General features: G+C 71.4%; 17 protein-coding genes, 1 tRNA gene and 1 riboswitch. Of the genes, 12 read left to right on the forward strand and 6 right to left on the reverse strand.

The annotated features are described in order from the left end of the window. The first annotated feature begins 154 nt into the window (after positions 1–154). From OG764_RS21850 to OG764_RS21875, 6 genes are all read left to right on the forward strand, one after another. Positions 155–1,198: a transglycosylase family protein gene (locus OG764_RS21850; protein ID WP_328970108.1), complete on the forward strand. Its 1,044-nt coding sequence runs from the start codon at positions 155–157 to the stop codon at positions 1,196–1,198. Between the two features lie 286 nt (positions 1,199–1,484). Further along, a riboswitch (cyclic di-AMP (ydaO/yuaA leader) is annotated at positions 1,485–1,655 on the forward strand. Between the two features lie 3 nt (positions 1,656–1,658). Then, positions 1,659–2,369 carry a transglycosylase family protein gene (locus tag OG764_RS21855; protein ID WP_328970109.1) on the forward strand — a complete coding sequence of 237 codons (711 nt, stop codon included), beginning with the start codon at positions 1,659–1,661 and terminating at the stop codon, positions 2,367–2,369. Positions 2,370–2,700: 331 nt separating this feature from the next. Next, complete coding sequence (gene eno / locus OG764_RS21860) at positions 2,701–3,987, forward strand: phosphopyruvate hydratase (protein ID WP_328970110.1); 1,287 nt, start codon at positions 2,701–2,703, stop codon at positions 3,985–3,987. A gap of 112 nt (positions 3,988–4,099) precedes the next feature. Then, positions 4,100–4,582 carry an FtsB family cell division protein gene (locus OG764_RS21865; protein WP_328970111.1) on the forward strand — a complete coding sequence of 161 codons (483 nt, stop codon included), beginning with the start codon at positions 4,100–4,102 and terminating at the stop codon, positions 4,580–4,582. 94 nt (positions 4,583–4,676) lie between these two features. Further along, positions 4,677–5,255, forward strand: coding sequence for a DUF501 domain-containing protein (locus OG764_RS21870; protein ID WP_328970112.1), 579 nt, complete (start codon positions 4,677–4,679; stop codon positions 5,253–5,255). After that, entirely contained in the window at positions 5,252–6,223 is a 972-nt protein-coding gene (locus tag OG764_RS21875; RefSeq protein ID WP_328970113.1) for a Ppx/GppA phosphatase family protein, read from the forward strand. The genes OG764_RS21870 and OG764_RS21875 overlap by 4 nt, the downstream gene beginning before the upstream one ends. 61 nt (positions 6,224–6,284) lie before the next feature. Here the strand turns inward: OG764_RS21875 and OG764_RS21880 are convergent, their stop codons facing one another. Next, entirely contained in the window at positions 6,285–6,554 is a 270-nt protein-coding gene (locus OG764_RS21880; RefSeq protein WP_328970114.1) for a type II toxin-antitoxin system RelE family toxin, read from the reverse strand. Continuing rightward, entirely contained in the window at positions 6,551–6,823 is a 273-nt protein-coding gene (locus OG764_RS21885; protein ID WP_328970115.1) for a type II toxin-antitoxin system Phd/YefM family antitoxin, read from the reverse strand. Before OG764_RS21885 ends, OG764_RS21880 begins: the two co-directional genes overlap by 4 nt. A 521-nt stretch (positions 6,824–7,344) precedes the next feature. On the opposite strand from OG764_RS21885, the gene OG764_RS21890 reads away from it, so the two are divergent. Then, complete coding sequence (locus OG764_RS21890) at positions 7,345–8,730, forward strand: NAD(P)/FAD-dependent oxidoreductase (protein ID WP_328970116.1); 1,386 nt, start codon at positions 7,345–7,347, stop codon at positions 8,728–8,730. A gap of 137 nt (positions 8,731–8,867) precedes the next feature. Next, positions 8,868–10,178 carry a cyclopropane-fatty-acyl-phospholipid synthase family protein gene (locus OG764_RS21895; RefSeq protein ID WP_328970117.1) on the forward strand — a complete coding sequence of 437 codons (1,311 nt, stop codon included), beginning with the start codon at positions 8,868–8,870 and terminating at the stop codon, positions 10,176–10,178. Positions 10,179–10,310: 132 nt separating this feature from the next. Here the strand turns inward: OG764_RS21895 and OG764_RS21900 are convergent, their stop codons facing one another. Together OG764_RS21900 and OG764_RS21905 are read right to left on the reverse strand one after the other, a co-directional pair. Next, positions 10,311–12,857, reverse strand: a complete 2,547-nt coding sequence (locus OG764_RS21900; protein ID WP_328970118.1) for an ABC transporter permease — start codon at positions 12,855–12,857, stop codon at positions 10,311–10,313. A 59-nt stretch (positions 12,858–12,916) separates the two neighbouring features. Beyond that, on the reverse strand, positions 12,917–13,678 hold the full coding sequence (locus OG764_RS21905) for an ABC transporter ATP-binding protein (RefSeq protein WP_328973113.1): 762 nt from the start codon (positions 13,676–13,678) through the stop codon (positions 12,917–12,919). Between the two features lie 411 nt (positions 13,679–14,089). On the opposite strand from OG764_RS21905, the gene OG764_RS21910 reads away from it, so the two are divergent. The 3 genes from OG764_RS21910 (at position 14,090) to OG764_RS21920 (ending at position 17,502) form a co-directional block, all read left to right on the forward strand. After that, positions 14,090–14,171: transfer RNA gene (locus tag OG764_RS21910), tRNA-Leu, on the forward strand. A gap of 83 nt (positions 14,172–14,254) precedes the next feature. Next, positions 14,255–16,516: an FG-GAP repeat domain-containing protein gene (locus tag OG764_RS21915; protein ID WP_328970119.1), complete on the forward strand. Its 2,262-nt coding sequence runs from the start codon at positions 14,255–14,257 to the stop codon at positions 16,514–16,516. A gap of 134 nt (positions 16,517–16,650) precedes the next feature. Continuing rightward, positions 16,651–17,502 (forward strand): Bax inhibitor-1/YccA family protein, encoded by an 852-nt coding sequence (locus OG764_RS21920; RefSeq protein ID WP_328970120.1) that lies wholly within the window; start codon positions 16,651–16,653, stop codon positions 17,500–17,502. Between the two features lie 123 nt (positions 17,503–17,625). Here the strand turns inward: OG764_RS21920 and OG764_RS21925 are convergent, their stop codons facing one another. Further along, positions 17,626–17,856: a DUF4287 domain-containing protein gene (locus tag OG764_RS21925; RefSeq protein ID WP_328970121.1), complete on the reverse strand. Its 231-nt coding sequence runs from the start codon at positions 17,854–17,856 to the stop codon at positions 17,626–17,628. Positions 17,857–17,960: 104 nt separating this feature from the next. Here OG764_RS21925 and OG764_RS21930 point away from each other — a divergent pair, with 104 nt between their 5' ends. After that, positions 17,961–18,290 (forward strand): hypothetical protein, encoded by a 330-nt coding sequence (locus OG764_RS21930; RefSeq protein ID WP_328970122.1) that lies wholly within the window; start codon positions 17,961–17,963, stop codon positions 18,288–18,290. Here OG764_RS21930 and OG764_RS21935 read toward each other — a convergent pair. After that, positions 18,274–19,104, reverse strand: a complete 831-nt coding sequence (locus OG764_RS21935; RefSeq protein ID WP_328973114.1) for a hypothetical protein — start codon at positions 19,102–19,104, stop codon at positions 18,274–18,276. The genes OG764_RS21930 and OG764_RS21935 overlap by 17 nt on opposite strands. Positions 19,105–19,210: the final 106 nt, after the last annotated feature.

The raw sequence follows: 19,210 nt of genomic DNA on the forward strand, positions 1-19,210 counted from the left end.
CCCGATTTCGGAACGGAACCGGATTCAAACATTCCTGACTCACCATCAGGAGTGTGACCTTTACGTGATCTGGGGTGCATCGACTTGTGACAAGCGTTCGAAGCCCGCTACGTTCGCCGTCGCCCCTTTGCCCTTACGCGAAAGGTCCACTCACATGCGTTCCGGGAACGGCCGCCACAGGCGTCCTCGTCAGGCCCCCGCGCTCGTCGTCACGGCCGGAGTCGCCGGCTCCGCCCTCGCGCTGCCGCTGCTCGCCGCCACGAACGCCTCGGCAGCGGACACGTCCACGTGGGACAAGGTGGCCGAGTGCGAGAGCGGCGGCACGTGGAGCGCCGACTTCGGCAACGGCTCCTACGGCGGGCTCCAGTTCACCCAGGAGATGTGGAAGAGCGGCGGCGGGCTGGAGTTCGCCGCCCGCGCCGACCTCGCCAGCCGCTCGCAGCAGATAGCCGTCGCCGAGCGCGTCCTCGGCGCCAAGGGCCCCGCCGCCTGGCCGCTGTGCGCCACCACCGCCGGCCTCGGCGCGAAGGGCCCCGCCGCCGACGTCGACCCCGGCTCCGCCGCCTCGCCGCGCCCGGTCGCGCCCGCACCGGTGCGCCCCGACGAGCTGCCGGAGAGTGCCGCCAAGCCGGCCACGCCCGCGAAGCCGGTCACCCCGGCGGTGCCGGTCACCCCGGGCTCGCCGACCACTCCGCCGCCCGCCTCCGGCCTGCCCACCACGCCCACCACGCCCACCACTCCGGGCACGCCCGGCACCCCCACCGCTCCCGGTGCGACGGACCCGAGCACTCCGGCCGTCCCCGCGACTCCGGGGACCCCGGGCACTCCCGGCACGCCGGGCCTCCCCGCGACCCCGGCGCTGCCCGGCACCCCCGGCGCTCCGGCCGTCCCGGGCACCCCGGGCGCCACCCCCGAGAGCCCCGCCGCGTCGACGCCCGCCCCGGGCGAGGCCACCGGCCGGCACCGCGGTGCGGCCGCCGAGGAGGGCGCCGGCTCCACCGGCACCCCGTCGGGCATCGAGACCCAGACGGTCGATCCGACGTACACCGTGCAGCCGGGTGACAGCCTGTCCGAGATCGCGAACGTCAAGGGCGTGAAGGGTGGATGGAACGCCCTCTACGAGGCGAACGAGCGCCTGATCGGCGAGGACGCGGACCTGATCCAGCCCGGCCAGAACCTCGATCTCCGCCAGAAATAGGGGCACTTCGGGCAGGGCTGATGCCCCGTTAAGGGTTGAATGTCCGAATTTGATCAAGTGAGACATGCGTCTCTTCGGTCCCCCCGCCCGACCGGGCCGTGACGCTTCCGTAATACGCGGGCTCACCTGCGCAAATGCCCCTCCGGGAGGGGCGGGTAAGGGCGCTTTCTCCCCGATGTCCGACCTTGAACATCGGGGAGACGTCTGTCTACGGTCTGAACCGCTCGCCACCGCGGGCCCCTTCGACCGCATCGCCGAATCCTGCCGGCGGACGGAGGGAACAGTCGTCGCGCAAGCGCCGAAGGCAGGAGCGGGGGACCCAAGGTAAGCGCCCGACACGGCCGTTGAGAGACGGCCGGGAACGGCTTGGGGTGAAGCCGCGCGCTCGTCGCGCGGCCGGGCAGTCTCATCAGCCCGAATCCGACAGCTCACCTCGCAGGCGTCGGTGAGGAGAAGTTCCATGCTGCTTTCGGGCAAGGGCAAGCACCGTCGTCCCTCCAAGGCCACCCGCATCGTGACGCTCGCCGGCGTCACCGGTGCCGCCGTCGCCGCCCCGCTGATGGCCGCGGGCACCGCCAGCGCCGCCACCACCTCCGAGTGGGACGCCGTCGCGCAGTGCGAGTCCGGCGGCGACTGGTCGATCAACACGGGCAACGGCTACTACGGCGGCCTGCAGTTCTCTTCCTCCACCTGGGCGGCCTTCGGCGGCACCGCCTACGCCCCGCAGGCCAACCAGGCCAGCAAGTCCCAGCAGATAGCCATCGGCGAGAAGGTCCTCGCGGGCCAGGGCAAGGGCGCCTGGCCGAGCTGCGGCGTCGGCCTGTCCCGTACGGCCAACGGCGGCTCCGACGCGGGCTCCGGCTCGGGTTCGGGCTCCGGCTCCGGCAAGAGCTCCTCCTCCAAGCCTGCCGAGCAGCGCAAGGAGACCCGCAAGGAGACCCGCGAGGAGAGCGCGCCGACCACCCGCTCCGAGCGCCCGGCCGCCCCCTCCGCGCCCACGGGCTACAAGAAGGGTGACGGCTCGTACGAAGTGAAGGCCGGCGACACCCTCGGCACCATCGCCGCCGCACACGGCGTCAAGGGCGGCTGGGAGAAGCTCTTCGAGCTCAACAAGGACATCGTCACCGATGCCAACCTGATCTACCCGGGCCAGAAGCTGCACCTCGCCTGAGGCACCGCCACCCCGGTCACCCGAAGTTCCCCTCCGCCCGGTGCGTCGTCCGCGAACGCACCGGGCGGAGGCGTGTGCACCGGAGGCGTCCGCGAGGTGACCGCGTCGGGGCGTCCGCGTCGGTCACCCCTGTCACCGGCCCGCGCGAATGCCCCCGCACACGCCCCGAATCCGGTGACCTATGTCCTGGAACAGGGGTATTCGGGCCCTTTTTCGTCCCAGGACCCGGGCGGTCGGCCGGCCGACCGCCCGGAGCCGGTTAGGCTCTAGGCGGCAAGGCCACCGCAAGGCCTGACGCCACCGCACACCTAGCGTCACATCCCAGAAGGAGATGCTCGTGCCGTCCATCGACGTCGTCGTAGCCCGGGAAATCCTGGACTCCCGAGGCAACCCCACGGTCGAGGTCGAGGTTGGCCTCGACGACGGCAGCACCGGCCGTGCTGCTGTTCCGTCCGGCGCCTCCACCGGTGCATTCGAGGCCATCGAGCTCCGTGACGGTGACCCCAACCGCTACATGGGCAAGGGTGTCGAGAAGGCCGTCCTCGCCGTCATCGAGCAGATCGGCCCGGAGCTCGTCGGCTACGACGCCACCGAGCAGCGCCTGATCGACCAGGCCATGTTCGACCTGGACGCCACCGAGAACAAGGGCTCCCTCGGCGCCAACGCCATCCTCGGCGTCTCCCTCGCCGTGGCCCACGCGGCCTCCGAGGCCTCGGACCTGCCGCTGTTCCGCTACCTCGGCGGCCCGAACGCGCACCTGCTGCCCGTCCCGATGATGAACATCCTCAACGGTGGGTCGCACGCCGACTCCAACGTGGACATCCAGGAGTTCATGATCGCGCCGATCGGCGCCGAGACGTTCTCCGAGGCGCTGCGCTGGGGTGCCGAGGTCTACCACACCCTCAAGAAGGTCCTGCACACCAAGGGCCTCTCCACCGGCCTGGGCGACGAGGGCGGCTTCGCCCCGAACCTGGAGTCCAACCGCGCCGCGCTCGACCTCATCGTCGAGGCCATCAAGCAGGCCGGCTACGTCCCCGGCAAGGACATCGCGCTCGCGCTCGACGTCGCCGCGTCCGAGTTCTACAAGGACGGCAAGTACGAGTTCGAGGGCCAGTCCCGCTCGGCAGCCGAGATGACCGAGTACTACGAGGAGCTCGTCTCCGCGTACCCGATGGTCTCCATCGAGGACCCGCTGTACGAGGACGACTGGGCCGGCTGGAAGACCCTCACCGACAAGCTGGGCACCAAGGTCCAGATCGTCGGCGACGACCTCTTCGTCACCAACCCCGAGCGCCTGGCCCGCGGTATCGAGGAGGGCTCCGCCAACGCCCTGCTCGTAAAGGTGAACCAGATCGGTTCGCTGACCGAGACCCTCGACGCCGTCGAGATGGCCCAGCGCAACGGCTTCAAGTGCATGATGTCGCACCGCTCCGGCGAGACCGAGGACGTCACCATCGCCGACCTCGCCGTCGCCGTGAACTGCGGTCAGATCAAGACCGGCGCCCCGGCCCGCTCGGACCGCGTCGCCAAGTACAACCAGCTGCTGCGCATCGAGGAGATCCTCGACGACGCCGCGGTGTACGCCGGCCGCAGCGCCTTCCCGCGCTTCAAGGGCTGACCGGCCCTTCAGAGGCGCACGCCCCGTCAGAGGCGCACGCCTCCCTGCGTCCCCGCACTCGGTCCCGTACCGTGTGCGGGGACGTACGGCTTTGCAGAGGGGAGGCGGACAGATGGCCGGGAACCGCGACCGGTTCTCCACCGCGACCAGGCTCAAGCAGCTCGGTGAGCGGACCGCCGCCCACGTCTACCGCTCGCAGTCCCGCCGCCAGGTCCGGCGCAGCCGCCTGACCGGACGCGCGGCCCTGCTGGCCCTCGTCCTCTGCACCCTGATCGTCGCCCTCGCGTACCCGATGCGCCAGTACGTGTCCCAGCGCTCGGACATCGCGGAACAGCAGCGCACCGCCGACGAGGCGCGCGAGCGCCTGGAGGAGCTGCGCGACGAGAAGGCCCGCTGGCAGGACCCGGCCTACGTGGAACAGCAGGCGCGCAAGCACCTGCACTACGTACGCCCCGGGGAGATCGGCTACACCGTGATCGACCCCGAGGCCGCGGAGGCCGAGCGCCGCCGCGCCGGCGAAGGCGCCAGCGACCGCCCCTGGTACTCCAACGTGTGGGACGGCGTCGACAAGGCCGACCGGCCCGAAGACGACTGACCCGCGCGGGGGAGCCGTCCGTCCCGCGCCCTCCGCCCCATCCCCGTCCGACCCGTCCCCGTCCGATCCCGAACGAAGAGACTTCACAGCAGGCATGGAAACGCCCCCGCCCCAGACCGACCGGTCCGAGCCGACCGACGCCGACATCGAAGCGTTCAAGCAGCAGCTGGGCCGCCCGCCGCGCGGCCTGCGGGCCATCGCGCACCGCTGCCCCTGCGGACAGCCGGACGTCGTCGAGACGGCCCCGAGGCTCCCGGACGGCACCCCCTTCCCGACCCTGTACTACCTGACCTGCCCGCGCGCCTCGGGTGCCATCGGCACCCTGGAAGGCTCGGGGCTGATGAAGGAGATGCAGGACCGGCTCTCCACCGACCCGGAGCTGGCCGCCGCCTACCGGGCCGCGCACGAGGACTACATCGCCCGCCGCGACGCCATCGAGGTACTCCAGGGCTTCCCCAGCGCCGGCGGCATGCCGGACCGCGTGAAGTGCCTGCACGTGCTCGTCGGCCACTCCCTGGCCGCCGGACCCGGCGTGAACCCCTTCGGCGACGAGGCCCTCGCGCTGCTCCCCGAGTGGTGGGCCAAGGGCGCCTGCGTCACGCCGTGCGCGGAGCGGAAGCCCGCGGACGGCGAGGCCGCGGACGGGACCGCCGGCGGGCAGGAGTCCGAGTGACCCGGGTAGCGGCGATCGACTGCGGTACGAACTCGATCCGCCTGCTCGTCGCGGACGTCCACCCGGCCACCGGCGAGCTGGTGGAGCTGGACCGGCGGATGACCGTCGTCCGGCTCGGCCAGGGCGTGGACAAGACCGGCCGGCTGGCCCCGGAGGCGCTGGAGCGCACCTTCGCGGCCTGCCGCGAGTACGCCGCGCTGATCAAGGAGTTCGGGGCGGAGCACCTGCGCTTCGTGGCCACCTCCGCCTCCCGCGACGCGGAGAACCGGGACGACTTCGTCGCCGGCGTCCTCGACATCCTGGGCGTCGAGCCCGAGGTCGTCACCGGTGACCAGGAGGCCGAGTTCTCCTTCACCGGCGCCACCCGCGAGCTCGCCGGCGCCGATCACCTGGAAAAGCCCTTCCTGGTCGTCGACATCGGCGGCGGCTCCACCGAGTTCGTGGTCGGCGAGGAACACGTCCGGGCCGCCCGGTCCGTGGACGTCGGCTGCGTGCGGATGACCGAGCGGCACCTGGTCGTCGAGGGCGTGGTCAGCGACCCGCCCACCGAGGCCCAGATCGCCGCGATCCGCGCCGACATCGAGGCCGCGCTCGACCTGGCCGCCGAGACCGTACCGCTGGCCGAGGCCCGCACCCTGGTCGGCCTGGCCGGCTCGGTCACCACCGTCGCCGGCATCGCGCTCGGCCTGGACGCGTACGACTCCGCGGCGATCCACCACGCCCGGATCCCGTACGAGACGGTCCGCGAGATCACCCACCGGATGCTGACGTCCACGCACGCCGAGCGGGCCGCGCTCGGCGTGATGCACCCGGGCCGGGTCGACGTGATCGGCGCCGGCTCCCTGGTACTGCTCGCGATCATGGAGCGGACGGGCGCCCGCGAGGTCGTCGTCTCGGAGCACGACATCCTGGACGGCATCGCCTTCGCCACCGCAGAAGCGGCCGAATCCGCCCCCCGGCCATCCTGACCCCCGATCCGCCGAACGGCGGCGCCCCGGTCCCGGCACCGGAGCGCCGCCGTCGTCGTACTCAGATGCTCCGGTAGCCGTCGCGGCGGTCGCCGACCTTGACGACGAGGACGACGAGTTCGCCGTCCAGTACTTGGTAGGCGACCCGATAGCTGCCGACGCGGAGCCGGTACAGGCCGGAGGGTCCGCTGAGCTCCTTGATGTCGGCGTCCTCGCGGTACGGATCGTCTCCCAGCGCGGTCAGCGCGGCGAGGATGCGCATCGCGGCCGGCTTGTCGATGGCCCGGAGCTGCCGTTGTGCCGCGGTGGTGAACCGGAACGCGTACTTCACGCCGTGCCGTCACCCCGTTCGCCGAACAGGTCGGCCAGCAGCTCGGCCATCGTCACGGTCGGCCCACCCTCTGCCAGCACCGCCTCGGCCTCGCGTGCGAGCAGTTCGTCCGCCGCCTCTTCGAGCGCCTGGAAGTCCGCGATGGGGACCAGTGCGGCCACCGGGGCGCCGTTGCGCGTGATGACGGTAGCGGCGCCCTGTTCGGCGCGGTTTATGTGATCCGCGAAGTGGGCCCGGGCTTCGCGGACGGTCACAACGTTCTCACTCATGACCCGAGTGTACGCGCAGGCGTGTACACCTTCCCTCGGCCGCGGACGGGTTCGACTGCCGGGCGTAGCGGCTCCTGCCCTTTGAATCGTTCGCGTACGGGGGCGAGTTCAGAGGAATGGGCGGGTGGAATTGCCCGATTCACCGGGTGAAGGGGGGCTCGTGGGGGGACTTTCGGCGGCCTGCTCGAACGAACTTCGTGAAGTTCTTCACAAGGAAAAAGGGCCGGACGGTCGTGGGGGAGGGCGCTTCGGCGGCGAATCGGGGTCGACGTGCCCGTTTCGTGCGATCGTCGCGCGCCGCGGGTTCCGTGTCGGAGGTATGGACGAACCCGGGTGGTACAGCGGCGCGGAAGGCCTGGAGGCCAGTTCAGGACGGGTGAACAACGAGTCGCCGGATGCTGCGGTTCCCGTTCCGGGCCATGACCTGGGTCACGTGGGCGGCGCAGTGTAGCAGAAGGCCCCCAGCACCTTGTGAAGGGGCGCACGAGCGCCCCCCTATCGGGTGCTGGATACTCGATGGCATGAGCACCACGGAGCGTCCCAGGATCCTCGTAGTAGGCGGTGGGTACGTAGGCCTGTACGCAGCCAAGCGCATCATGAAGAAGATGCGCTACGGCGAGGCGACCGTCACGGTCGTCGACCCGCGGTCGTACATGACCTACCAGCCCTTCCTCCCTGAAGTGGCCGCAGGCAGCATCTCGCCTCGGCACGTCGTCGTCCCACTGCGACGCGTGCTGCCCAAGGCTGAGGTTCTCACCGGCCGGGTCACCACCATCGACCAGGACCGCAAGGTCGCCGTCGTCACGCCGCTCGTCGGCGAGGCGTACGAGCTGCCCTTCGACTACCTGGTGATCGCGCTCGGCGCCATCTCCCGCACCTTCCCGATCCCCGGCCTCGCCGAGCAGGGCATCGGCATGAAGGGCGTCGAAGAGGGCATCGGCCTGCGCAACCACGTCCTCGAGCAGCTCGACAAGGCCGAGTCCACGACGGACGAGAACGTCCGCCGCAAGGCCCTCACCTTCGTCTTCGTGGGCGGCGGCTTCGCCGGCGCGGAGACCATCGGCGAGGTCGAGGACATGGCCCGCGACGCCGCGAAGTACTACACCAACGTGAAGCGCGAGGACATGCGCTTCATCCTGGTCGACGCGGCCGACAAGATCCTTCCCGAGGTCGGCCCCAAGCTGGGCACCTGGGGCAAGGAGCACCTCGAGTCCCGCGGCATCGAGATCTACCTCTCGACCTCCATGGACTCCTGCGTCGACGGCCACGTCGTGCTGAAGAACGGCCTCGAGGTCGACTCCAACACCATCGTGTGGACCGCCGGCGTCAAGCCGAACCCGGCCCTGGCCCGCTACGGCCTGCCGCTCGGCCCCCGCGGTCACGTCGACACCGCCCCGACCCTCCAGGTCCAGGGCAGCGACTACATCTGGGCCGCCGGCGACAACGCCCAGGTCCCCGACGTCGCGGCCCGCAAGGCCGGCGTCGAGAACGCCTGGTGCCCGCCGAACGCCCAGCACGCGCTGCGCCAGGCCAAGGTCCTCGGCGACAACGTGGTCTCCGGCATGCGGGGCTTCCCGCAGAAGGAGTACGCGCACTCCAACAAGGGTGCGGTGGCGGGCCTCGGCCTCCACAAGGGCGTCGCGATGATCGTCATGGGCAAGATGAAGATCAAGCTCAAGGGCCGGCTCGCCTGGTACATGCACCGTGGCTACCACGGCATGGCCATGCCGACCTGGAACCGCAAGATCCGCGTCTTCGCCGACTGGACCCTCGGCATGTTCCTCAAGCGCGAGGTCGTCTCCCTGGGCGCCCTGGAGACTCCCCGCGAGGAGTTCTACGAGGCCGCCAAGCCGGCGCCGGTCGCCGCCGCCCCCGCCGAGAAGAGTGAGAAGGCCAAGGCCTCCTGACCCCGGCACCCTGCACGTCCCCGAAGGGGCCTTCCCGCCATCCGTGGTGCGGGCGGGCCCCTTCGGCGTGTCGGCGCCGCTTATGCGGGCAGGCAACGGGGTAGAGCGGTTGGTTGAGCCTTCTGGAGGTGTTCGCCATGAACGACGCCGCTCCGCGGCTGACCGCACTCGCCGAGACCCTGCTCGGCGCCCCCCTGCCGCTCCGGATCCGCGCCTGGGACGGGAGCGAATCCGGACCGCCCGGGGCGCCGGTGCTGGTGGTCCGTCACCGCCGCGCGCTGCGCCGTCTGTTGTGGAAGCCCGGCGAGCTGGGCCTGGCCCGCGGCTGGGTGGCCGGCGAGCTGACGGCCGACGGGGACCTCTACGGGCTCCTGGAGGAACTGGCCGGGCTGCTGTGGGAGCGCGAGCCCGTCGCCGGCGCCCCGGCCGCGCCCTCGCTGCCGGCCCGGCTGCGCGACCCGGCGGTCCGGTCCGCCGCGGTGGAACTCGTACGCCTCGCCGGGCCCTGGCCCCAGCCCGCACCGCCGCCCGAGGAGGCCGTACGGCGCACCGGCGGCCCGCACACCCGGCCCCGCGACCGGCAGGCCGTCAGCCACCACTACGACGTCGGCAACGACTTCTACGAGCGGGTGCTCGGCCCGTCGATGGTGTACTCCTGCGCCTACTGGCGGCCCGGGTACTCCCTGGAGGAGGCCCAGTACGACAAGCTCGACCTGGTCTGCCGCAAGCTGGCGCTGCGCGAGGGCGACCGGCTGCTCGACGTCGGCTGCGGCTGGGGCTCCATGGCCCTGCACGCGGCCCGCGCGTACGGGGTCCGCGTCACCGGCATCACGCTCTCCCGCGAGCAGGCCGCGTACGCCCGCAAACGCGTCGCCGAGGAGGGCCTGGCCGATCGGATCGACATCCGGGTCCAGGACTACCGGGACGTCAAGGACGGGCCGTACGACGCGATTTCCTCGATCGGCATGGCGGAGCACGTGGGCTCCGCCCGGTACCGGGAGTACGCCACGGCCCTGTTCGGGCTGCTGCGGCCCGCCGGGCGGCTGCTGAACCACCAGATCGCCCGCCGCCCGGAGCCCGACGAATCGGCGTACCGCATCGACGAGTTCATCGACGCGTACGTGTTCCCGGACGGCGAGCTGTCGCCGCTGGGCCGGACCGTCGGGGAGCTGGAGCGGGCCGGCTTCGAGGTCCGGGACGTCGAGTCGCTGCGCGAGCACTACGCACTCACCCTGCGGGCCTGGGTGGCCCGGCTGGAGGAGCACTGGAGCGAGGCGGTCCGGCTGACCTCGGCGGGCCGGGCCCGGGTCTGGCAGCTGTACATGGCGGCCTCGGCGCTCGCCTTCGAGCACGGGCGCCTCGGCGTCAACCAGGTGCTCGCGGTGCGCCCGGGCGACGGCGGCACGTCGGGGCTGCCGCTGCGCACCCGGGACTGGCCGGCCGCCTGAGCGGTGCGGCCGTGGCTGTGGCTGCGGCTGTAGCCGTTCCTGCGGCCCGTGGCCGGCGTACGGGAAGGGCCCCGCGGCGTTCGGCCGCGGGGCCCTTCTGTCGTGTCGTCTCGTCCGGCCGCCGCCGGCGTGCTACTCGGTCTTGATGGCCGTCAGCATGTTGAGGCGGGCGGCGCTGCGGGCGGGCCACATGGCGGCGAGCACGCCCACCAGCGCGGCCAGCAGCAGGAAGATGCCGATCCGGTCGAAGGGGATCACGAGCGCGTAGCCGGGGATCTCGTTCTTGATGGTCTGGCCGATCGCCCAGGCGAGGAAGGTGCCCAGGCCCACGCCGATGACCGCGCCGAACAGCGAGATGGCCACGGCCTCCAGGCGGATCATGTTCTTGACCCGGGCCCGGTCGAGGCCGATCGCCCGCAGCATGCCGATCTCCTGCTGGCGCTCGAACACCGACATCGCGAGGGTGTTGACGACACCGAGGACGGCGATCAGCAGGGCCATGCCGAGCAGGCCGTACATGATGTTCAGCATCAGGTTGATGATGCCGCCGAAGGTGTTCCGGATGTCCGTCTGGTCCTGGACGCTGATGGCCGGGTTGCTGCCGAGCGCGTCGACGATCTTCTGCTCGTTGGCAGAGGTCTCGCCGCCGTCCATCTTCACGAAGACCTCGCGGACCGTGGGGCGCTCGCCGCCGGCGTGCCGGTCGAGGATCTTGGCGTCCATCACGTACGGGGAGACGAACTCGTTGCCCTTGTAGACCGCGCCGACGGTCAGCGTCTCCTTCTTCTTGTCGTCGAACTTCGCCTCGAAGGTCTCGCCGACGGTCAGGCCCGCCTTCTTCGCGGTCTTGTCGTCGACGGCGACCTTGCCCTCGGCCAGCGAGGCCGTGGAGCCGCTGAGGACCTCCAGCTTGAGCAGCTGGTCGATGTCCTTCGGGGTGACGCCCGAGGCGGAGTGGTAGACGTCGTTGCCGGTCATGAAGTAGCCGGGCTGCTGACCGCTGACGGCCTTGACGCCCGGGGCCTTCTCCAGTGCGGTCAGCACCGACTTGTCGAGGCTCTCGCCGCTGGCCATGGTGACCATGTAGTCGGCCTTGATCACGTCGGTGGTCATCCGGTCGACGGCCTTGCCGACGGTGACGCCGAGCACGGTGAGGCCGGTGACCAGGGTCAGGCCGATGGCCAGCGAGGCGGCGGTGACGCCGGTGCGGCGGGGGTTGCGCACGGCGTTCTGCGCGGCGAGCTTGCCGGCGACGCCGAACACCCGCTGGAGCAGCGGCCGGACGGCGGCGATGAACGGGCGGGACAGCATCGGGATCAGGACGATGATGCCGATCAGCGCGAGGAACGCGCCGAAGCCGATCGTCATGCGGCCGTCGGAGCCCTGGCCGGCGCCGACGGCGACCGCGCCGAGGCCCAGCAGGGTCAGGACCCCGCCGATGCTGTTGCGCAGCACCAGGGACTTCATGCTGGCCGGCAGGTGGGCGCTGCCCATCGCGGCGACCGGGGCGATCTTCGCGGTGCGGCGGGCGGGCAGCCAGGCGGCGAGCATCGTGACGACGACGCCGATGACCAGGGCGGTGACGATCGTGGTCGGGGCGATGACCAGCGGGCCGTTCGGGATCTTGGCGCCGAAGGTGCCCATCGCGGAGCGCAGGCCGATCGCGAGGCCGAGGCCGGCGAGGAAGCCGACGACGGAGGAGATGACGCCGACGATGAAGGCCTCGCTGAGCACGGAGCGCTTGACCTGGCTGCGGGAGGCGCCGACGGCGCGCAGCAGCGCGAGCTCCTTGGTGCGCTGGGCGACCAGCATGGTGAAGGTGTTGTAGATCAGGAAGATGCCGACGAAGAGCGCGATGGCGGCGAAGGCGAGCAGCACCTGGTTCATGCCGCTCATGCCCTCTTCGATGTCCTTCGCGTTGCGCTCGGCGAGCGCGGCGCCGGTCTCGGCGGTGGCGTTCTCGCCGACCAGCGGCTTGACCTCGGCGAGCAGCCGGTCCGCGTTCGCGCCGGCCTTGGCGGCGACGGAGAGCTCGGTGTAGTAGCCGGGCTGCAGGTAGAGCTTCTGCGCGACCGGGGTGTCGAACAGCACCAGGCTGCCGCCGGCGTTGACCTGACCGTCCTCGGTGGTGAAGACACCGGCGAGGGTGTACTCCTTCACCGGGCCGTTGGTGGCGACGCGGACCTTGTCGCCGACCGTGTAGTCACCCGCGGAGGCGCTGTCCTTGTCGAGGGCGATCTGGTCGGCGGAGGTCGGGCCGTTGCCGTCGGTGAAGTCGTAGCGCGGGTCCTTGCCGTCCTTGGCGGGGGCGAAGTTGGAGCCGTTGTTGGCCCAGCCGTTGCCGATCAGCTTGCCCTTGGCGTCGGCGACGCCGGCGAAGCCGCTCACCCGGCCGGAGACGGAGTCGACGCCGTTCAGGGCGGCGACCTTGTCGAGCGTCTTCTGGCTGACGCCGGGCTCGCCCTTCTTGCCGTTCTCGTCGCGGGGGCTGCCGTACGAGGTGACGGAGACGGCGACGCCGTCGTAGCTCTTGGCGGACTGGCCGCTGAGGGCCTTGCCGAGGGTGTCGGTGAAGACGAGGGTGCCGGAGACGAAGGCGACGCCGAGGACGACGGCGAGCACCGTCATCAACAGCCGGGCCTTGTGCGCGAGCACGTTGCGCAGCGCGGTACGGAACATGGTGGAGGAGTCCAGAAAGTCGAGGTGGGCCGGAGCAGGAGGCGGGGGCGGGGCAGGCCTCAGCTGGTGCGGCCCTTGGCGTCGAAGGCCTTCATGCGGTCGAGCACGCCGTCGGCGGTCGGGCGGAGCATCTCGTCGACGATCCGGCCGTCGGCGAGGAAGATGACGCGGTCCGCGTAGGAGGCGGCGACCGGGTCGTGGGTGACCATGACGACGGTCTGGCCGAGCTCGCGCACGGAGTTGCGCAGGAAGCCGAGGACCTCGGCGCCGGAGCGGGAGTCCAGGTTTCCGGTGGGCTCGTCACCGAAGATGATCTCCGGCTTGGAGGCGAGGGCGCGGGCGACCGCGACGCGCTGCTGCTGGCCGCCGGAGAGCTGGGTCGGCCGGTGGCTGAGGCGCCCGGACAGGCCGACCATCTCGATGACCTTGTCCAGCCACTGCTTGTCGGGCTTGCGGCCGGCGATGTCCATGGGGAGCGTGATGTTCTCCAGGGCGGTCAGGGTCGGCAGCAGGTTGAACGCCTGGAAGATGAAGCCGATCTTGTCCCGGCGGAGCTGGGTGAGCTGCTTGTCCTTGAGGGAGCCGAGCTCGGTCTCGCCGATGCGGACCGAGCCGGCGGAGAAGGTGTCCAGGCCGGCGACGCAGTGCATCAGCGTCGACTTGCCGGAACCGGAGGGGCCCATGATCGCGGTGAACTGCCCCTGGACGAAGTCCACGGAGACGTTGTCGAGGGCGACCACCTGGGTCTCGCCCTGCCCGTACACCTTGGACAGCTGCGTGGCACGGGCGGCCACGGCGGTGGTGTGGGGGGCGAGGTTCATGGTGGTCACGGGGGACTCCTGTCGGGCTGGCGGTCGGTCTGCGGGACTTACTCCATCCTCACGTCCCGTTCGCCGCCGCGGATCAGCCGCCGAGCTCGTTCTCCGGCCCACTCGAGTCTGACTCGGGCCGCCGGCTCTCCTCCTCTGGTATGACGGCGGCCCCGAGGACGGGGTCCGGCGGAGGGGGGTGGCCCGGGGTGGCGCGAGCGCGCCGCGGGGCCGTCGAATTCCCGTCAATCACCTGGGGGCCCCGGGGGCCTCGGGGATGGGGCGGACCGCGCCTTCTGACGTCTGACGGTCCCTCAAGCGTCAATAAAATCAGACAACATCGGAACGATCTTCCCCGATCGGGTGTGCGCTTCCGGATAGGCTCACCCTGCGTTGACTTCGTTGCGCGGAGCCGCCCGCCTTGCCCGGATGGTGGAATGCAGACACGGCGAGCTTAAACCTCGCTGGCCTTAGGGCCGTGCCGGTTCAAGTCCGGCTCCGGGCACGCTCCGCTTCCTTCCCTCCCGTGCGTACAACCATCCGACCCCGACGGTGGTCGTGCATGTGTACGTACAACAAGGGGGAAGAATGTCGCAGTTCCGGACGTCCGCCGCAGTGCTCGGCGGGGCTGTCGCGACCGCGCTCGCACTCACCGCAAGTCCGCTGTCGAGCCCGTTCCTCGCGGCTCCGGCGCACGCGCTGGCGCACCCGGGCGCGCAGGGCGGGTCCGCCGTTCCGGCCGCGCCCCTGAAGATCGCGCCCGGCTCGCAGCTGCTCAGCGCGGGCCCCACCGGCCTCCAGACCTACGACGGCGAGGGCCGGGTGTGGACGAAGTACGCCGACGGCTCGCAGACCCGGCTGGGCCCGGCCTCGCAGTGGCCGAGCACCGGTGACTTCGGAGCGGTGTCCGACATCGTGGCCACCCACGAGAAGACCCCGCCGGGGACGCCGGCCGGCCCGGTCACCCTGACGGACACCGCGACCGGAAGCGCGACCACGATCCCGCTGTCCGCGTCCGACGACTACGTCGGAACCGTCGGGGGGACGGTGCTGGTGTCCAGGGACCTGGACGGCGGCGAGACCGCGCTCTACCTCCTCGATCGGGCGGACGGTGGGTCGTCGCCCCGCAAGGTCACCGGCCTGCCCTCCGACATCGCCTGGTTCGACGAGGTGGCCGCCGCCACTCCCGGCCGCGCGCTCGTGCAGTACGGGTACGACAGCCCCAAGGGGCCGGGGGGCGGGGGCTACGCGCTGGTCGACCTCGCCGACGGCCGGGTCCTGTCGGTCCAGTCGTTCGGCGGGTACGAGTCCACGTGGGTGGCCCTTTCCGCGTCACATGTCGCCGTCGTCTCCTCCGACCACGGGGACGAGGCCGATCCGGCGCCGCTACTGCGGGTCGTCGACCTGCGCACGGGGGAGGTCAGGGAGTCCCCGTCCCCGCTCGGGAAGCCCGATCTGTTCGGGATCGTCGGTGACTGGTTCGTGTACGGAAACCGGACGCCGGTCGAGGCCGGCAGCCCCGGGGCCGACCACACCCTCAAGGCCGTACCGATCGCCGGCGGCACCCCCCGCACCCTGCTGGACCACGCGACCAGCCTCGCCGCCGCTCCCGACGGCGGACTGCTGGCGTCGGGGGGCACCCTCGCCGCGGGCGAGGGCGTCTACCGGATCTCGGTCGGTGCGAACGGCGCCCCCGCGGTCTCGCTCACGGCCGGCACGGGTGAGCCCACCAAGGTCGAGGTGCTGGAGACGGACGTCGAGAAGGCCGTCGCCCTCGACGAGCGCTCGCACCGGATGCGCTGGAAGCTGTCCCGGACGAACGTGAAGGCCACCGTCACGATCACCCACACCGCCACCGGGCAGACGGGCACCTGGCACCCGTGGGCCCCGCCGGCCGGAGCGGGCTGGGTGGACCTGGACTGGGCACGGAACCTCGCCACCCCCGGCCGCCCGCTTTCGGCGCCCAACGGCGACTACACCTGGAAGGCCACCTTCACCCCCGTCAACGGCATCGGCCCGGCCACCAGCGCCACCGGCGCCTTCAAGGTGACCCGCAAGTCCCACCCCCACGACTACACCGACAACGGCACCCCGGACCTCCTGGACCGCGACTCCGCGGGCCGGCTCTGGCTCCACGACGCCGTCTGGAACCCGCGCATGTATCCGACGGGCGAGTTCCGCGAGCGCAAGCAGGTCCCCGGCAACTGGGCGGGGTACGACCGGATCGTCGCGGCGGGCAACGCGGCGGGCGCGGCCGCGGGCGACCTCGTCTCGCGCGACTCCGCGGGCGTCCTGTGGCTCCACCTCGGCAAGGCCAACGGCACCTTCGACACCCGCATCAAGGTGGGCGCCGGCTGGAAGATCTACAAGCAGCTCACGGCCCTCGGCGACGTCACGAACGACGGCAGGGCGGACCTCCTCGCCACCGACGCCGCCGGGGTGATGTGGCTCTATCGGGGCACGGGCTCCTGGAAGACCCCGTACCTGCCGCGCAAGAAGGCCGGTGCGGGCTGGCAGGGCTACAACAAGATCCTGTCCGTCGGCGACATCGGCGGAGCCAAGGCGGGCGACCTCGTCGCCCGGGACTCGGCCGGGGTCCTGTGGTTCATGCAGGGCAAGGGCGACGGCACCTTCGCCCCCCGCGTCAAGATCGAGGCCGGCTGGGGCGGCTTCCCGCACCTGGTGGGCCTCGGCGACGGCGACCGCGACGGCCGGCCCGACCTGTTCGCCTCGAACGCGAGGGCGGAGTACCTGTACCGCTCCACCGGCGATGCCGTCAGGCCCTTCAACTGGCGCTACACCCTCCGCCAGGACTACCCGGGCAACCCGGTCTACACGTCCGTCTTCTGAGCGGCCGCCCCGGGGGTCGGAGGATCCCGCCGGGCGGGTACCCGAAAAGATCCTCCCTCAGCAGTAGGGTGGAGTCTTTGCTAACGCATTACTCTTGAACGCAAGGCCGCGCACGGTGGCCATGGAGGAGTGAGATGAGGAGCAGCAACCCGGTCTTCTCGCGACGGGGGTTCAGCCGCGACAACGGCTACGCGGGCTTTGACGCGCAGCAGGTGCAGGCCGGGACCGCGACCAACCCGTACGCGACGAATCCTTACGCCACGGACCCGCAGACCGGCATGCCGGCCGCGCCCGCCCGCGGCAGTGTGATGACCATCGACGACGTGGTGAGCCGTACGGCCATGACGCTCGGCACGGTCATCCTCACGGCCGTGCTGGCCTGGGTCCTGCTTCCGGTCGACCCGGCCAACATCAACAAGTCGTTCGGCATCGCCATCGGCGCGGCCCTCGTCGCGTTCGTGCTGGCGATGGTGCAGAGCTTCAAGCGCACCCCGGTCCCCGCGCTGATCATCGCCTACGCGGCCTTCGAGGGCGTCTTCCTCGGCGTCCTGAGCGCGGCCGTCAGCGAGCAGATCGGCAGCAGCGTCGTCGTGCAGGCCGTGCTCGGCACGCTGTGCGTGTTCGCCGGCGTGCTGTTCGCGTACAAGATGCGCTGGATCCGCGTGACCCGCCGCTTCTACGGCTTCGTGATGGCCGCGGCCATGGGCTTCATGCTGCTGATGGTCGCCAACCTGCTGTTCTCCGTCTTCGGCGGCGGTGACGGCCTCGGCTTCCGCAGTGGCGGCCTCGGCATCCTGTTCGGCGTCATCGGCGTCATCCTCGGCGCCTGCTTCCTCGCCCTCGACTTCAAGCAGGTCGAGGACGGCGTGACGTACGGTGCCCCGCGCGAGGAGTCCTGGCTGGCGGCCTTCGGCCTCACCATGACCCTGGTGTGGATCTACCTGGAGATGCTGCGGCTGTTCTCCATCCTCTCCGGCGACGACTAGTCCCGGAGCGGCAGCCGCCGCACGCACGTGAGACACGTGAACGCACGAGAAAGGCCCCGCGGGCATCGCCCGCGGGGCCTTTCCCCGTGTGAGGGGGGTTGGGGCTGTGTCGGGGGACGGTGCCTAACCCCGCCTGCGGGCGGCGCGGCGGAGGTCGTACTCGTGGATGATCGCCTTGGCCTGGCCGTACGAGAGCTCGTACTCGCCGCGCAGCCAGCTGAGCTTCTCCTCGAAGCGGACGAGGGAGGGGCCCTCGTCGACGGCGCGGAGCCAGTCGGACATGTCACGACCGGTGCATTCGGGGATACGGGAAATCATGTTCCGGTGGGTTTCCTCGGAGAACTCTACGGACATGGGCGCCTCCGGACGCATGGGACGTACCTGGTTCTCTTCACGTCACCGTGCCCGACCGTTCGCCCGTTGGCAACAGTGCCGCGGGGCCGCGTAGGGTCACCGGCGTGCTCGATACCTCACCGCTGACCGCCGCCGTGGACCGTTTCGCCGACCGGCTCCGGGCCGCCCCGCAGAGCCGCCTCCAGCGCGGCGCCGCCGTCGAGGCGCTGGCCCTGGCCCGCGAGCTCGCCGCACGGGCCCACGCGCTGGAGGGCGCCCCGGGCCGGCAGCCGCCGCAGGTACCGGACGCCGGGCTCTTCGTCGTCGGAGATCAGGTGGCGGTGACCGGCCGGGACCTCGCGGAGGCGCTGCGGACAGCGGAAACGGCCCCGTCCGAACTGCTGGACGAGGCCGTGGCGCTGGTGGAACAGGCGGAACTCAGAGCGATGCGATGACGCGGTCCGCGAGGATGTAGACGTTGTTCGCGGGGTTCTCGGGATCGTCGTCCCCGCAGGAGAAGGTCAGGGCGTACGCGCCCGAGATGCCCGAGCCGCCCAGCAGCACCGGCGCGCTGCCCGTGCGCAGGGCCTCGGCGAGGCGCTCCGCGGTCTCCCGGTGCCCCGGGGTCATGCACAGCGTGGTGCCGTCCGTGAAGACGTACACGTCGAGCGTGCCCAGCGGGCCGGGGCGGACGTCCGCGAGCGCGGTACGGGCCTGCGCCAGCTCCTCGAGGCGGCTCACGGTGCGCTCGTGGTCGGTGTGCGGCGCGGTGGCCTGGACCGGGACGAAGTCCGGGTGCGAGGGGTGCCGGCGGCGGGCCGCGGCGAGCTCCGCGGAGTCCTCCGGGTAGTCGGTGGCGGCCGGCTCGTCGTCGAGGAACGGCTCCAGGCCCACCAGGTCGGCCTGGCGCGGCAGGAAGACCGGGTTGTCCTCGGCCAGCCCGGGCAGGCCGCCCAGCAGCGAGGGAGCGTCCGCGGCGTCGCGGGCCTCCTGCGCCGCCCAGAAGGCGCGCGCCTCGGCCAGCTCGCGCTCGCGCTCCTCGGCGAGGGCCTCGGCGACGGCGGCCCGTATGTCGGCGGTGTCGACGGCGTGCTCGCCGGCCGCGGCGGCGCTGCGGGCGTGGGGGACGGTGGTAACGCGGTGTGCGACCGATGCGGCGAGCTCGCCGCGCAGGGCGGTGACCTGCTTGCGCAGACCGTGGACGGCGTGCAGCGCAGCAGCGCCCACGGCCGTGGCAGCGGCCGTGGTCAGCAGCAGGGCAAGAGACATGGCGCTCACTGACTAACTCCTGAGTGTTTCGATCCCCCGACTTCCTACCTCAGCTTGTATCGACCTGGGAATGGGGTGCAGTGCATTACGTCACGAATTGGACAGG

The organism is Streptomyces sp. NBC_00239 (genome assembly GCF_036194065.1).
GTDB lineage: Bacteria > Actinomycetota > Actinomycetes > Streptomycetales > Streptomycetaceae > Streptomyces.